A 15,906-nucleotide genomic window follows, 5' to 3' on the forward strand; every position below is an offset into this window, starting at 1 on the left:
ATCATCCTCCTACGACGAATTATAGCACAATTAAATATTTATATACAATCAAAAATACTATTCTTACCAATTATCTGTTTACAGATGAAGCAATTTTGTGATATGTCCATCTTTTTCCTCTAATGGCAACGCTTAACGTCATAATATTTTCAGGTAAAGCCATACCACACCATCCAGCATCACCGATATGCTGAATATCTACACCACATCTTTTATTCACAATTGCAGTTTCTCTGACTGTTTCAGTATCTGCACCTTCCTGGCTTGTACCGATTGCAGATAATGCTAAAGCATTATGTGCATGAATATATTCACATGCTTTAGTCACTGTTGCTTCAGATAATCCTGGTACTGTATTTACAGCTGGCATTAAGATCACATCAGCACCTGCATCAATGAATTCCTTAATAGCTTCTAAATCTACAACTGGTTCATTAACACCTGCACCATGCATCTTACCGGCAATAATTAAGCCCTTGAAATATTTCTTAGCTTCCTTAATTGCAGCTGCAATAGAATGATTAGACACACCAACACCTGGGTTACCTGTTAAACAGATGAAGTTGAATCCTAATTCCTGTGCTTTTTTAAATGTTTCTGCAGTTGCCTGTCTACCAGATGCAATTGTCTGTCTTTCTTCAAGCATATCAGCATCTAAGTCTACTGGTTCAAGGTTACATCCTACTGGTCTACCAATTAATTCCTGTAACTTCTTAACTGGTTCATCACATTCTGGTAAACCATTGATCACTGGATTATTGCAATCAAATACGTTTAAAAGAACCATATCACTACCAAAAGAAACAGCGAGTTCCGCATTCGTTAAGTCTCCTAATAATGGTGGAATAGCCACTACTGTTTCAGTCATGACAGTTCTTCCTTCACATGCAAGAATAGACTGTTTTAATTCTTCCCCATTCATTGCAAGCATTTCACTTGTTGTACAATTCAATAATCTTTTCATATTTTATTCCTCCGTAATTGCTTACATTATACTACATCTAAACGGAGAATTCTTCTATATAATATTTAATTTTTGTAGGGCTTTGAAAATGCCATCTTGATTATTGGTACTTGTTACGTCTTTTGCGATATTTTTAATATCATCAGGCGCATTTCCCATCGCAATACCCATTCCTACACTCTCTAACATCTCTTTATCATTATAGTTATCACCAAAAGCGACAATATCCTGTTTATTAATAGAATAATAATCACATAGATGATTAATAGCATCTGCTTTAGTGACTCCTTCATTCATGATTTCTATTAAGATATCTGAAGAGCAAGCAATAGAACAATGAGGAAATCTATCTTTTAAGCTTTTTTCTATCTCTTTTGTATAAAGAGGATTACACATACATAATAGCTTATGTATTTTTCTAGAAGGATCTAAAGAAGAAAGTGTACCTTTCTGTGCTTCAGCTTTTACTATACGTTCTTCTCTTAATACACGAGGATCATCTTTATCCTCTACTAACCAATCATGTAATGCATAAATATTAATAGTACAATCAAACTTCTTTTCTTTAATAAAAGTAATGACTTCTTCTGTCTGTTTAAAGTTCATCCCGTTTTCATACAATACCTGTCCCTTTTCATCTAAGATGAGTCCTCCACTAAAACAGATCATTGGACAAACAATATCATTTTCTTTCAGTATTGGATATATACCTTCTGGACTTCTTGCAGAGACAGGTAAGAAAGGAATATCTAAAGATTTAATAGCGTCTCTTGTTTTAGGACTCATATGATGGTCATCTGTAAGTAATGTGCCATCAATATCACTTAATATACATTGATACATATTGTTACCTCCAAAAAAATGAGCATCACAATCAGTGATGCTCATATAATTAAATTTATAAGTTGATAGGATTATTGAATTAAATCTAATATCTTATTAACGTTGTTTCTACCATTTCTAATTCCAAGCCCAATGATCACAGATATGATCACACAAAGTACCATACCAACAATACCTACGATTCTTGTTATGAGAGATGTAGGTCCAAATAAAATGAACGCAAGGAATAATGAGGAAAAAATGATTGAACACTTTAGCCATCTCTTTAAGTTGTTAAGCATCTTAGTTTGATATTTTACTTCTTCTACATAATGTAATTTAAGCTCTTTATTCATGATAGAACGCTCCTTTGTATTAGTATTTTAATCCAGGGTTGAAGAATCCAATAACAACACCTACGAAAGCAACAACTACAAGTAATAACATTACTTTGATAGGAGACATTTTCTTCTTAGCTAATAGATACCAGCAAAGAATAACGAATGCTGCTGTTAAGAATCCAGGATATACACCATCTAATGTTTTCTGTAATTCTAAGAAAGGCTTAGTTGCACCAGCTGCAGTCATTGTGAATGAAGTTTTAATACTTACCCAAGTAGCTGCAACAGCACCAATAACGATACCACCAAGCATTGTGATAGATTCTCTTAGTGCTTCACCCTGAGGACCTACTAAGAAGTCTACGGCTTTACCACCAAGTTCATAACCTTTGAAGTATAAGAACTTCATTCCAAAGTATGCGAATAAGTTCCATACGATGATATAGAAGATAGCACCAAGAGGAGATCCTCCAGTACTCATACCTAAAGCGATACCTAATAAGATAGGAATAACAGTACCTACTACTAATGAGTCACCAATACCAGCGATTGGACCCATTAAACCAGCACGTAAACCATTAATTGTTTCATCATCTACGTCCTGAGCACCGTTTGCACGTGCTTCTTCAAGACCAGCAGTAACACCAACGATAACAGTACCTAACTGAGGTTCAGTGTTAAAGAAAGCTGTATATGTTTTTAAAGCTTTTGCCTGATCTTCTTTTTTGTCATATAACTCTTCGATAATTGGTAACATTGATGTTAAATAACCAAAAGTCTGCATATGTTCCTGTGAGAAACATGTAAGGTTACCATAGTACCAATGATGGAATGATTTTGATAGAGTTTTCTTTGAAATCTTCTTTTCCATTTTAGATATCCTCCTCGTCATCATCATCTAAATCATCTGCAGCAACAACAGCTGGTTTTGATAAAGAAAGCATTTTGATTTTGTAATTGATTAAAGCGAATAATGCAGCAACTAATGTTGCAGATACTAAGTTAATGCCAAGTGAAGCAGCTAAAGTGAAGCCAAAGAAGAATGGGATGAAATCTACTGCTTTAGTTACAATCTGTTTTAATAAGATAGCAATTCCGACACATGGTAATAATGAACCAACAGTGAATAATGTCTTCATAGCAAGACCATCCATTGGTAAGTAAGTCTTGATTAAGTCAACCATTGGTGCACCCATTTTACACATGATTAATGTTGGAATGAATGAACAAATGATATGTGAGATCCAAGGAAGTACCCAGTCAACTGTGTATAATTTCTTGAAATCACCTTTTTCAACTGCAGTCCAGCCAATATGCTGCCATGCTAAGTTGATAGTAGCTGTTCCATAGAATAATACTGTACCTAATGTACCAACCATTGAACCGAATGAAGTAGCAAGACCCTGAGCTTCTCTTGAAGCAGGATTTAAACCATAAGAATGAACCGCAATCATTGCTAGTGGGATACCAATGTAGCTGACAGCACGAACGTCTGCAGATACTGTTCCACCAGGAGTAACTAATGCGATATAAACTAACTGCATAGCGATACCAACAAGAATACCTGTCTTTAAATCGCCTAAGATAAAACCACAAATTAAACCACCAACTAAAGGTCTACCTAAAGTGTAGTTACCAATAGAAGTACCACCTAAACCTGGCATACTTGATAAACAAGCAAATAGGCCAAGTAGGGCAGCTTGAAACCAACTAATTTCCATAATTTTTTTCTCCCTTAAATATAATATTTGTTAATAACCGAATTTACCTTTGAAATCATCCCATGTACCGATTGAAACATCTGGTAGTAAGGCAAATTTGATTTTATAACCTGCTTTAGAAATTCTTTCGAATGCATCTGCTTCTTCCTGAGTAATAGACTGGTTATTACCAAGCTTTACAGCGCCTTCACGGTCATTACAAGGACCAACAATAACTGTATCAATACCACACTTGAATCCCTGATCTACTAGAATTGTAGCCATATCAACAGGGTTCTTAGTGATTAAGAAATACTGAGTATCAGAGTCTAATACCTTCTGAGATTTCTTAGCGAAAGCATCAAGTGTCCAGACAAATGTCTTTTTACCACTTGCAGCTTTATAAGCAGCCTTTAATACGCTGTTACCTGCTGCTTTATCATTAACTGCTACTAAACCATCACAAGGATATTCTCTAGCCCAGCGAGTACAAGTCTGACCATGAATCATACGGTCATCAATACGAATAAATGAAACTGACATATTTATTTTCCTCCTTAAATATCGTCTTCTTCGTCATCATCTGATGCGAGTTTAAATTCTTTTAATGCTTCATGTGCTTCACCAAGTACTGCCTGAGGAAGCATTTCCTTATCCATGTTATCCTTCATTAATACTGTAGTTAATGCAAGTGGAAGGTTCATACCACCAAGGACAACTGTATTATCTGTTAAACCTTTTTCATTGATTACATTGAGTGCAGTAGTTAATGGTGATCCACCAATTAAATCACCAAGAAGAATGATTTCATCTTCTCCAGTAATAGGACTTACTGCTTCCTTAAATACTTCAGCGAATTCATCAGCAGTTTTACCATTCTCTAATCCAACTGCAATGACTTCTTTCTTTTCTCCAGCTAACATGCTAAGTGCATTGGCTAATCCCTTTGCAAACTCACCATGGCTTACAAGTACTACATATTTCATTTCTTTTCTCCTCCTGTGACTACATTCTAGCATTCAAACGCTTTCATTCCATCTGTCTAAAGTCATATCTTTAATATGACATTTGTCATATAAAAAAAGAGTGGATAAACCACTCTAATCATTGAGATATTTGTTTACTTCTTTTTGTAATTCTATTAAAGAAAGATCAAAGTCATCACTTGAATGAACAATCTTAGCAATGCCGTTATCAATCATTGTCATTGCTGAATCATATTTCTTAAACTTCTCTCTATTACGGGCAACAAGAAGTGCTTGATTCAATAAAGACATACTCATCTGACTATCTCCTGATTCTTCATCTAACATATCAATAATAGTCTGAGATTGTGCGACCTTCTTTAAAGGTGAAATACCTTGAGAATAGTGTGTTAAAGACTGCTGAGTCTTCGTATCATTACATAGTTCTTTCAGTAAATCCCAGGCTTGTGATTTATGATAAGATTTACTACTCATCCCCATAAGTAATGTAGAAACCTGTGTACTACCTTTATCTTTGCTTACTGTTGGCATTTTAAGGCAATCCCATTCAAATGTAGAATACTTCTTAATACGCCATGGATAAGGTTTATAAGTACGATAGACTGATAAAGAGAGTGGTGAAAAAGCCACTAAGCCTTTATCAAATTCTTCAGAAGTGACACTATGTCCCTTGTTAAGATTATTAAGTTTTCGATAGAATTCTAATGCATTTCTCACAGCACTTTGCTCAAGGAAACATTTTGTTCCTGTTTCATTAAATACCTGTGTTCCATATCCATAGATAGAATCAAGCCATTTATAATCATAACAGCCATAATAGTTATTAGAATACTCACTTACTTTCTTGCATATTGTATAGAAATCTTCCAAGGTCCAATCATTATCAGGCATATCAATATGACATTCTTCTAAGAGTGTTTTATTCACAAACATGAGTGTAGGATTACATTCATAAGGTAATGCATATTGGTGCTTAGAATAGGTACCTGCCTTTAAAACACTTGAATAATAATCTTTTGAACTAAATGTCTGATCATGATTGATATATGTATCGATATTTGCCAGTGCCCCAATAGAACTTAATGTATTAAAATCATCATCAAGAACCATAAAGACATCCGGTTCCTTCCCTCTCACAATCTTATCAGAAAGCCATGAAGAGTAATCACTCTTCATAATACCATTCTCATACTCTACTTTTATTCCAGGATATTTCTTTTCAAATCTTTCTATAGCCCCATCAATAATCTTATAGCTTTCACCACTTGGTACACCCCAGTTACTTCCAGAAAAAACACCTAGTTCTAAAGTAATGGTATTAGGATAATTGACCACTATCATAAAGAAAAGTGATAATACTACTATACTTAATACAAGTTTAACTCTACTCATCGTCAATCGCCTTTGTGAGTAAACCACTCTCTACTGCCCATATCGCAAGTTGAGTACGGTCTCTTAAGTTTAATTTAGAGAGTATAGAGCTTAAATAGTTTCTGACTGTTCCTTCTGATAAGAAGAGTTTCTGGGCTATTTCTTTATTAGATAAGCCATATCCTACATGCTGTATAACCTTCCATTCTGGTTTACTTAATGTTTCTACATCTTTTTCATCTACTTTAATAGTATAGTTGTTCTGCTGCATCTTAGAGAACATACTAAAGACTTTTGTCGCAATATCAGGATTAATCATTGCCCCTCCGGTATTGACTGTCACAATTGCTTTATAGAGTTCATCCATTGATACACCTTTTAATAAATAACCACTCGCACCATAACGCAAAGCACTAAAAACAAAGTCATCATCATCAAAAGTAGTCAATATAATAATCTTTGTATTAGGATATTTTGCCTTCACTTCCTTAGTAGCCATAACACCATCCATACCTGGCATACGAATATCCATCAAAATAACATCAACAACATACTTTTCTAAACATTTTAATACTTCAAAACCATCTGATGCAGTATCTACCACATCAATATCAACATGTGTACTTAATACTATCTTTAATGATTCTCTAATCAGTTCCTGATCATCTGCAATCATTACCTTAATCATATAGTTCTCCCTCCTGCAAAGGTATAGTGACAATAGTTAAGAAACCATGATGACCATCATAAGCGACCTTACCATTAATCATACCTAAACGTTCTTTCATCTGTTTTAATCCAAAACCATAATGAATCTCTTCACATCCCTGTCCATTATCCTGAATCTTTAGATATAAACTATTATCTTCTATATATAATGAAATATCAATATGCGTTGCATCACCATGTCTTACTGCATTCGTAACACTTTCCTGAATAACTCTAAATAAGATATCTTCTTTAGTATTTTCAAAATCTACTTTATCTAAACGATAATCTAGAGAAATTGTGAGGTCACTGACACTTGTGAATTCTTCAATCATATTTTCTATAGCCCCTTTAAAGCCATGCTGTTCAAGAGCACCAGGACGTAATTTATTTAAAGAGTTACGCACATCCACAATTCCTTGTCTGACTACTTTACTAATGACCATTAATTGTTTCTTGGTTGCTTCTGGATTGATATCAATCATTGCAATGCAGGCATCTACACCTGCTGCAATACCTGTTAAGGCATGACCTAAAGTATCATGGATTTCACGAGCAAGTCTTTTTCTTTCTTTGTCTTCCGCAATCTTTTCACTCACTGCTGCATAATTCTCTAATTCATGATTGACTTGATGTACCATGATTAATTCCTGAGTCATACGTTCATTTTCCTGTACTTCATTCGCAATATAAATCATTAAGAAGAGAATAAAGAAAAGAAGATTAATAATATCTAAGAAGTTAATACCTACCTGCAATAAACCTCTAGTCGTACTTGTATAAACTTCGAAATAAGCATCCGCATTCACAAGAGAAAATAATGTATTAAAGAAATCATAGTTAGATATTATAAGAAGCAAACTTAAAGGAATTGTCAGCCATTTGACATATTTATTCTCTTTAAATCTAAACAATGCATCACAGAATATTAAATAGATAATACCATTATAGCTAAAATAAAGAGATTTCATTATGAAAAATCCTAGAATTGTTTCTATAGAAAGAAAGAGAAGATTCTCAAAAGGATATTCTTTAACACGATGATCAAAGAAATTCATTAATACAATAACACAGCTAAAAAGAATTAATGTTTCAAAGAAGATCAAACCTGGGTCTTCTGGGATATAGTTTAAAGAACTTAGAAAGTCTCTAGAAAGATTATTCGCAATAATATAGTTTGTACTGAACATAAATATCATTGCGTAACATGTGATCATAAAGAAATTCCAAGACATCATAAATGTACGGATTCTTTTTAAGCTAATACTTTTCAACATTATTGCCACCCCTTTACACTATAGGAGTCGATATTGTCTTTAGTAATCATTGTGACAGGTACTTCAATAATTTTTGGAATATCTTTTCTTTGAAGAATATCATACATCTTCTTTGCAGAGAGTTTTCCAAACATAAGTGGAGATTGTGCAGCTGTACCTGCAATAAGAGGACTCTGTTTAATAAGTGATTTTAAATCTGGTGTGCCATCTACTCCATAGACAATAATATCTTGACGATTTAATGATTCTATGGCAGCGAGTGCACCTAGTGCTGAAGGATCATTTAAAGCCATCACAACATCAACATTTGAATGCTTTTTTAATACTGTCTGCATTAAAGGCATCGCACGTTCTAATTGTCCTTCACATTCTGCAGAGTCTATAATTTGATATTGTGGATAATCTTTAATAGTATCTACAAATCCCTGTATTCTTGAAGCTGCTGATTCGACAGTAGAATGTTTTAATAAGACAATATTGGCTGATTGCATTCTTTTCATCATATTTTGAGCACATAAAACACCTGCATTATAATTGTCAGATTCAATAACACAATCAATCAAATCTGTATTATCTACAGACGCATCTATCGCAATCACTGGAATTCCTGCTTTTCTTGCAGAATCTAAAGAAGACAGTTTCTTTGAATCAATAGGATTCACAAAAATACCATCCACCTTCTTTGATACAAATTCCTCTATCTGTTCATTCTGTTTATCTGTATCAAGTTCAGGATTACGTACAATAAGTTCATCCCCATTTTGTTCTATTTCTTTTCTTAATTCGTTATTAACCACTTCATAGAAAGGGTTGTTCATAGTCATATAAGTTGCCCCAAAGACAAGATGTGTCTTTTGTGGTGTTAGATAGCTTGTATAAACTGTTCCTAATAGTGTTGCAACAATAAGCCAAATAATGATATAAAGTGACTTCTTACTTCTTTCATCCATAAATCTCACCTACTTGTGTACATTTTAACATAATTCTCACATCCTCTAAACGATAAAAATGCAGAGATTATGATATTATTTGTTACAAATGATATAAAAGGGTCTATAATATATGTAGGCAAGGATAATCTCATTGTATTTATTATTTATTCGACCAAGGGGATGATTTCTATGTTAGATATGAGAATTTTAAGTGATCCATATGAAGAAGAATGCTTTCTAATACTAAAAAGCAACCTTCCTAAGATGAAAGATGAGGATGCATTAGAACTCTATATAAACTTAAAGAAGTCTTATAAGAAAGACAGAGGTTTGATGCGTTATATCTTTGATGAAACAGAAAAGATTGCACAGAAAATAATAACTATCTAGCCAAAAAAAGAAGGTTCGCGAGAACCTTCTTTTTAGTATTCACTTGGGACAATAACCGCAAGAATAATATAAGCGAGAATACCGCTTCCTCCTAGCGCTGTAAATGCAACCCATCCTAATCTGACAAGAGTAGGATCAATCTGGAAGTATTCCGCAATACCTCCACATACGCCAGCAAGCATACGGTCATGTGCTGAACGATATAATCTTTTGTTCATTTTTACCCCTCCTCACACATAGTATCATATTTTCTTTGATATATATAGAATAATACAAATAGAATAAAACCTATTGTACTTATGATACATGAAAGGGTATATCCAGGAGGAGTAAATGTGATCTTAATTGTATGATCCCCTTTTGAAATACGACATCCTAAGAATGCTTGATTGACTTTTTCTATATTGACTTTCTTATTATCAATATACATTGTATAACCTTTTTCATAAGGGATACGTGTAATAAAGTAACCATCTTGAGAGACATTGATTTTACCTTCTAGTGCATTGGATGATTTCTTAACATCTAATGGATCAACAGTCTGATTTAATGCAGAAGCAGGAAGTGTATACATCTTAATGTTTTTAATAATATAGTCACCTTTAGAGAGAGTTACTTTTAATTGATTACTTGTAGTCACATAAGTGAAATGTGTATGAGGATGATAATAAGGATTCTTAATACTAGCGAGTTTATTCTTCATTCCATTGACAGTAATAGATACACCCTTAAGAGGTTTCTTATTCTCAATATCTGCTTCTAATACAACGATTTCATTATTTGTTTGACGATTCAATGTGATTTCTTTTTTTTGTTTTTTAGTAATATGATAAGATTTCTTGAATCCTGGATCTTCTTTAATAAATTGACTTTGATAATGTGTATCACCTTTATTCACAATCGCACAATTCACAAGTGTATCTAGAGTATATGGATAAGAGAGTTGTCTAAAATGTTTTTCACTCATTAACTGGCTTGTTGCATAAGCTTGAGGTAAAGAAGTATTTGATTGATAAAGTTTCACATTCTTATCTTGATCCCTTAAAGAATAACCATAAGGGGCATTTCTTTTAGAAATAACTGTATCAATACCAAGTGTTTTAAGGTAGAAGATATTGTCTGTGTCATTCTGTGCTACACGGTTATTTGTAGGAACAGGGATTCTTAATGTATCAAATAGGAATTTATTGTAATGTTTATTATTAGTAGATGTATAGCCTGATACACGTTTAAATAGATAACCATGAGTTTGATTGACATTCTGTCTTGTAGTCAAATCTGCGACTGTATGCATCTTATTTCTTCTTACTAACTGTGAAACATTCTTTTCTGATTTCTTTGGCTTATAGAATGAAGAAGGTCCATTAATAAATGATACGACCAGCATTGGAATTACAAGATATCCATACAGTACATGCTTTCTTCTTTGGAGTAAGATAAGAAGCGCAAATAGACAATCTACAAGTGCTGAGAATGGGTATTCAATAAAGAATAATGGAATCATTAGTAACAATACAGAATATCTAGAAAGTGTAACATCCCCTTCTTTAATCTTTACTAACATCATACACATGATATAAGCCACGATTGGAATAAAGACAATCATGATCTTACTTCTTGCATATAAGAAACCATTCATAATAAACCACACAAGTGGAGAATAGAATGATACAAGAGTGACAATAGAAAGCTTTCTTAGCTGTTTATCACTTAAGGCAAGAACTAAAAGAATATATGAGATATATGTAAGTCCACATCCATATTTACTATAGAGTAATCCTTTTAAATTAAGAGAAGGGATGAATAATGATGTAAGTGCAGTGGGTGCACCAGATTTACCATTCATTAAAATGATATAAAGTGTAGGAATTGTCAGTATTGCGGTTAATAGGACAATTAATATATATGATATAAAAAGTTTCTTCCATTCTTTAGGATAACGATAGAGTAAATAAATGAAACATACAATAAAGCATCCAATACAATAGAAATAGCTATGAAGTACAATCATACTGCCACATAGTGTAAAAGCTGCAAAGTTCTTCTTTTCTATACTTATTAAAGCGAGGAATAAGTAAGGCATATAGTTCACAAACATGATCTGTTTATGTGAATGAAAGAAGATACTTGATAATAATACAAGCAAGCTGACAAAGATACAGATGTTTTCGTTATCTGTATGTTGTCTTAAAAAGATATAACAACAAATAACAGAGAGTGTCAGCATCAATACACTATAGGCAATAATGATTGTCTGCATATTTACATGTATGAGTAATGCACCTATAAGAATATCAGGTCTTAAGTATCCATAATAAGAGAAGTGATAGATATTTCCTCCACCCATTAACTGTTTCATATAAGTAGGGAATAGTGTTCCTTCACTTCTTATTGCATGTCTTAATGCATCCGCAATAACTACATGCTGGCTATACCAGTCAATTGTGTTACCAAAGACATTGGATGTAAGTATAAAGACTAATGCGATAGATAGTAGACCTAGTAGACAAATAGTGCGCTTGTCTTTTTTAGTCATGATTTTCACCTCGATACTATTGTAAGAAATAAATCTTAAATTTAGACTTAATTAAATCTTAAATTCACTTAATTTTTGTAAATTTTATGTTTAAGAAATCTTAAGAATTCTTTTAAGGTTTTTTAAATAAAGAGATGATATTGTAAAAATGGGTGATAAATATGAATAATTTAAAAATGTTGACAATTAGTTCTTTGTTGATGATTAGTTCATTATTTGGTTCTAATCATACAATTAAGCATAAGAAAATGATTGATGGATTAAATCTAAAAAATATAGATTCTGTGATGTTTGTAGCACATCCTGATGATGAAACTATATGGGGTGGCAGTCATCTTTTAAAGAAACATTATCTTGTTGTATGTTTGACTAATGGTAATAATAAGGTAAGAAGAAAAGAATTTATGAATGTCATGAAAGCAACAGGTAGTACAGGTGTTATGTTTAATTATCCAGATAAAACAAATGGACAGAGAGATAATTGGAATAAATCAAGAAAATATATCAAGAATGATGTACACTATATATTAGGTAAGAAGAAATGGAAAACTGTTGTGACACATAATCCTGATGGTGAATATGGTCATACGCATCATCAGATGACTTCTTATATAGTAAGTAAAGATAGTCGTGTGGATATGAATCAGTTAGTCTATTTCGGCAGGTATTATAAAAAGAAAAATTTGCCTCATAATCTTAATTCTATAAGTCAACGTGATTTAGAGAAGAAGATGAAGTTAACAAGTATGTATAGTTCACAATCTAAGGTTATGGATCATCTTGGACACATGTTACCTCATGAGAACTGGGTGAAGGCAAAGGATTGGAGATAGTTATGAATGAAAAAATCATGGTAGTAGATGATGATCAAGATATACGTGAAGTGATCCAGGTGTTATTGTCTAGTGAAGGATATAATGTCATAGAAGCAAGTAATGGGAAAGAAGCATTAGAATTAGTGGATGATGATATAGATCTTATTATTCTTGATGTGATGATGCCTGAGATGAATGGGTATCAAGCGTGTGTATTATTAAGAGAGAAAACAAAGGCCCCTATTCTCTTTTTAACTGCAAAGGGGCAGGATAGTGATAAAACATTAGGTTTTTCTAGTGGTGGTGATGATTACTTAACTAAACCATTTTCTTATAATGAGTTAAATGGACGTGTGAAAGCATTACTTAGACGCTATCATGTGTATCAGGGTAAAGGTACTACACAAGAAAAACAGATTATATATAAGACAGGTAATATAGAAGTCAATAGTGCAAAACGTACAGCATCAATAGATGGAGAGAAACTCAACTTAACAGATTTAGAATATAATATTCTAGAATATTTATTAATGAATAAGCAACAGGTAATTTCTCCTAGTCAATTATTTGAAGCTATCTGGCATGAAGAGTATTATTATGGGGCAAATAATACAATCATGGTGCATATTAGACATTTAAGACAGAAGATTGAAAAGGATCCTACAAATCCTGAACATATCAAAACAATCTGGGGTAAAGGATATTATTGTGAGTAAGAAATATGTGAGTCTTGCTTCTAAAATTTTCTTTATATTAATTGCCTCAAGTATGTCTGCAGTATTGGTATATAGCTGTTTTAGAGAACAGATTCCTCACTATTATAGTTTTATAGATGAAGTAGTGGGTATAAAAGATAAAAGAAATAAGTTCTTTAAAGAGTTTAAAGAAAAAGCGAAAGATGTAAATTTAACGGATAAGAAACAGGTTAAGAAGTTAATTAAAACCAAAGATCCTTACTTGTCTGTTTATATTTATGATAATAAGAATGAATATTATGTTGCCGCTAATTATGCTGATTTTCTTACTCAACCTGTAAGTGTGATTACACCACTTTATATCTTACAGACAGACTTTGAAACAGATGCATATAATATGGTTTATACAAAAAATGTGCAGTTTAAGGATCAAAAGGCTGAAGTAGAACTGTATGATATGAACTTACTTAAGTATATTAAGTATTATTTCTATGTTGCTTTATTTACTTCTTTCCTCACATTCCTTCTTCCTACTTTCTTTTTTATTCGTCATAAGGTTAAATATATTGAATGTTTAAAACAGGAAATACTCAATATGTCCCAGGGTGATTTATCTCATCCTATGACAATTCAAGGACGTGATGAACTTGCAGTACTTGCTCGTCAAATGGATGGTCTAAGAGTGACATTACAGGAAAATAATGAGAAAGAAATGGAAATGCAGCAAACACATCATGATTTGATTACTGCCATGTCACATGACTTAAGAACACCTCTCACAAGTTTAAGAGGTTATCTGGATATTCTTGCCTTACATTGTTTCAAGGATCAAGAACAGATGGATAACTACTTACATAGATGTATTGACAAAGTAGAACAAATTAAAGAACTCTCTAATAAGACATTTGCTTATTCACTTGTGTTTGAACAGAATAGTCATCCTCAATTAGAAAAGATATCTACAGAAGCACTATTACGCTATATAGAAGAGAATCTTAACTATCTAGAATTAGAAGGTTTTATCATTCACAAAGACATTAAATACATAAAAAAAGAAGTCCTTTTAGACTTCTCTATGATCAAAAGAATGATCAATAACCTCTGTTCTAATATTCATAAATATTCAGATAAACATGTAGATATGACTCTTACTCTTGATGATTCTTTTAATCTCCTCTTAACCAATAAAAAGAAGAGTGACTTATCTAAAGTAGAAAGTAATAAGATTGGTTTAAGAAGTGTAAAACGTATTGTAGAACTTCATAATGGAACATGTTCTATTGAAGAAAGAGAAGAAACTTTCTCCATCCATATCTCTATTCCATTAAAAAAGGCTTGATCATCAGATAAATAAAGGGCAGCCAGTCTAGCTGCTCTTTAATAATAATTTGTTAAATGATGGTTCTCTATTATCGTTTTCACAAAACATATTTGTTCACATTAAGTAAAAAAAATTAAGAAATAGTTACTAAGTTTTAACTTAACGCCTGTTCCTTCTAATGCTATTTAATATTTAAAATAATGTTTATAGCCTGACTGTTGTTTGTGGGTATTTAAATCATTTTTACATTAATTTATGAAGTTCCTCTTTGTCTAAATATTCCTCAACAAAACCACAATTTGTACATATATAATATGTAACTTTAGCACAACTGTTTTCAGTAAATAAATGTCTAGATCGGGAGATATTTCCTCCACCAGAAGCATGCAATACATCCTTTATTTTTAGGATTTTTTTATTATTACATTTTGGACAAACTTTATTTTGCTTCATCCGTATTACTCCTTTCTTTTTCTTTTCTTTTTACAACATCATTGTATTATAGTACCTATTTACTATCAATAAATTACGTTCTTTTTAAATAAATTGATTAAATCAACAGAAAAGTATTGTTATAACAAATTAATAGTAGTATTTTATAGATAAGGAAATAGCATTTAATTAATTGAAAAAAGTAATATAGTTTTTATGATATTACATTTAAATGATATCTTATCTTATTACTTTTACAATAAAATAACCAAAGAAATTAGAAACACTTGAATAACACTAAAGATACTGCTAGAAAAATTGATTTAGAAGAACTAAAAGAATTATCTGTAGTTGGTGGGGATGATAATGGTGGAAATGTTTCCCCATATTCAATAAAAACTAGCTTAATTATTCTTACAGTTATTACGATTTCAATTACAAGTACATTCTCAGTTGGTGAAGCTTGCAGTTGGCCATGATAATTTAGACATATACTAAACAATAAAACAATGATTTTATAAAAGGTCAAGCTGCAATAAAACATGTGACTTGATTTTTTATAAATAGAAGGGAGACTTCTATGTGGCATATATCTTTTATGGGTAATAAAAAAAAT

The 15,906-nt window shown here is 32.3% G+C and carries 18 protein-coding genes; 4 read left to right on the top strand and 14 right to left on the bottom strand.

From position 1 onward, the window contains the following. Window positions 1–70: 70 nt before the first annotated feature. From QVO42_RS06070 to QVO42_RS06120, 11 genes are all read right to left on the bottom strand, one after another. On the bottom strand, window positions 71–964 hold the full coding sequence (locus QVO42_RS06070; RefSeq protein WP_022425259.1) for a DUF7916 family protein: 894 nt from the start codon (window positions 962–964) through the stop codon (window positions 71–73). Window positions 965–1,018: 54 nt separating this feature from the next. Next, window positions 1,019–1,807, bottom strand: coding sequence for a Cof-type HAD-IIB family hydrolase (locus QVO42_RS06075; protein WP_022425260.1), 789 nt, complete (start codon window positions 1,805–1,807; stop codon window positions 1,019–1,021). 71 nt (window positions 1,808–1,878) lie between these two features. Next, a complete protein-coding gene (locus tag QVO42_RS06080; RefSeq protein WP_022425261.1) occupies window positions 1,879–2,142 on the bottom strand; it encodes a hypothetical protein in 264 nt (87 codons plus the stop codon). Window positions 2,143–2,161: 19 nt separating this feature from the next. After that, window positions 2,162–2,998, bottom strand: coding sequence for a PTS system mannose/fructose/sorbose family transporter subunit IID (locus QVO42_RS06085; RefSeq protein WP_022425262.1), 837 nt, complete (start codon window positions 2,996–2,998; stop codon window positions 2,162–2,164). A gap of 1 nt (window position 2,999) precedes the next feature. Continuing rightward, on the bottom strand, window positions 3,000–3,848 hold the full coding sequence (locus QVO42_RS06090) for a PTS mannose/fructose/sorbose/N-acetylgalactosamine transporter subunit IIC (RefSeq protein WP_022425263.1): 849 nt from the start codon (window positions 3,846–3,848) through the stop codon (window positions 3,000–3,002). Between the two features lie 30 nt (window positions 3,849–3,878). Then, window positions 3,879–4,370, bottom strand: a complete 492-nt coding sequence (locus QVO42_RS06095) for a PTS sugar transporter subunit IIB (RefSeq protein WP_022425264.1) — start codon at window positions 4,368–4,370, stop codon at window positions 3,879–3,881. 14 nt (window positions 4,371–4,384) lie between these two features. Beyond that, a complete protein-coding gene (locus QVO42_RS06100; protein WP_022425265.1) occupies window positions 4,385–4,813 on the bottom strand; it encodes a PTS sugar transporter subunit IIA in 429 nt (142 codons plus the stop codon). Window positions 4,814–4,927: 114 nt separating this feature from the next. Next, the gene (locus QVO42_RS06105) at window positions 4,928–6,205 is read right to left on the bottom strand and encodes an extracellular solute-binding protein (RefSeq protein ID WP_022425266.1); all 1,278 of its coding nucleotides are present in this window, start codon (window positions 6,203–6,205) and stop codon (window positions 4,928–4,930) included. Beyond that, entirely contained in the window at window positions 6,198–6,872 is a 675-nt protein-coding gene (locus QVO42_RS06110; protein ID WP_022425267.1) for a response regulator transcription factor, read from the bottom strand. Before QVO42_RS06110 ends, QVO42_RS06105 begins: the two co-directional genes overlap by 8 nt. Continuing rightward, window positions 6,865–8,169 carry a sensor histidine kinase gene (locus QVO42_RS06115; RefSeq protein WP_022425268.1) on the bottom strand — a complete coding sequence of 435 codons (1,305 nt, stop codon included), beginning with the start codon at window positions 8,167–8,169 and terminating at the stop codon, window positions 6,865–6,867. Before QVO42_RS06115 ends, QVO42_RS06110 begins: the two co-directional genes overlap by 8 nt. Beyond that, window positions 8,169–9,119 carry a sugar ABC transporter substrate-binding protein gene (locus QVO42_RS06120; protein ID WP_022425269.1) on the bottom strand — a complete coding sequence of 317 codons (951 nt, stop codon included), beginning with the start codon at window positions 9,117–9,119 and terminating at the stop codon, window positions 8,169–8,171. Before QVO42_RS06120 ends, QVO42_RS06115 begins: the two co-directional genes overlap by 1 nt. Window positions 9,120–9,290: 171 nt before the next feature. On the opposite strand from QVO42_RS06120, the gene QVO42_RS06125 reads away from it, so the two are divergent. Beyond that, entirely contained in the window at window positions 9,291–9,491 is a 201-nt protein-coding gene (locus QVO42_RS06125; RefSeq protein ID WP_217747428.1) for a hypothetical protein, read from the top strand. A 32-nt stretch (window positions 9,492–9,523) separates the two neighbouring features. Here QVO42_RS06125 and QVO42_RS06130 read toward each other — a convergent pair whose 3' ends face one another. Both QVO42_RS06130 and QVO42_RS06135 read right to left on the bottom strand, forming a co-directional pair. Continuing rightward, a complete protein-coding gene (locus QVO42_RS06130) occupies window positions 9,524–9,709 on the bottom strand; it encodes a PspC domain-containing protein (protein WP_022425271.1) in 186 nt (61 codons plus the stop codon). A gap of 2 nt (window positions 9,710–9,711) precedes the next feature. Next, entirely contained in the window at window positions 9,712–12,027 is a 2,316-nt protein-coding gene (locus QVO42_RS06135) for a YfhO family protein (protein ID WP_022425272.1), read from the bottom strand. A gap of 161 nt (window positions 12,028–12,188) precedes the next feature. On the opposite strand from QVO42_RS06135, the gene QVO42_RS06140 reads away from it, so the two are divergent. Genes QVO42_RS06140 through QVO42_RS06150 form a run of 3 tightly spaced genes read left to right on the top strand, consistent with a single transcriptional unit; the run spans window position 12,189 to window position 14,876 of the window. Then, window positions 12,189–12,860: a PIG-L family deacetylase gene (locus QVO42_RS06140; RefSeq protein WP_022425273.1), complete on the top strand. Its 672-nt coding sequence runs from the start codon at window positions 12,189–12,191 to the stop codon at window positions 12,858–12,860. A gap of 2 nt (window positions 12,861–12,862) precedes the next feature. Beyond that, window positions 12,863–13,558: a response regulator transcription factor gene (locus tag QVO42_RS06145; protein WP_022425274.1), complete on the top strand. Its 696-nt coding sequence runs from the start codon at window positions 12,863–12,865 to the stop codon at window positions 13,556–13,558. Continuing rightward, on the top strand, window positions 13,551–14,876 hold the full coding sequence (locus tag QVO42_RS06150; RefSeq protein ID WP_022425275.1) for a HAMP domain-containing sensor histidine kinase: 1,326 nt from the start codon (window positions 13,551–13,553) through the stop codon (window positions 14,874–14,876). The genes QVO42_RS06145 and QVO42_RS06150 overlap by 8 nt, the downstream gene beginning before the upstream one ends. A gap of 225 nt (window positions 14,877–15,101) precedes the next feature. Here the strand turns inward: QVO42_RS06150 and QVO42_RS06155 are convergent, their stop codons facing one another. Beyond that, window positions 15,102–15,311, bottom strand: coding sequence for a hypothetical protein (locus QVO42_RS06155; protein ID WP_022425276.1), 210 nt, complete (start codon window positions 15,309–15,311; stop codon window positions 15,102–15,104). Window positions 15,312–15,906 lie beyond the last annotated feature (595 nt).

This window comes from Catenibacterium sp. CAG:290, assembly GCF_000437715.1.
GTDB classification, from domain to species: Bacteria; Bacillota_I; Bacilli_A; order Erysipelotrichales; family Coprobacillaceae; genus Catenibacterium; species Catenibacterium mitsuoka_A.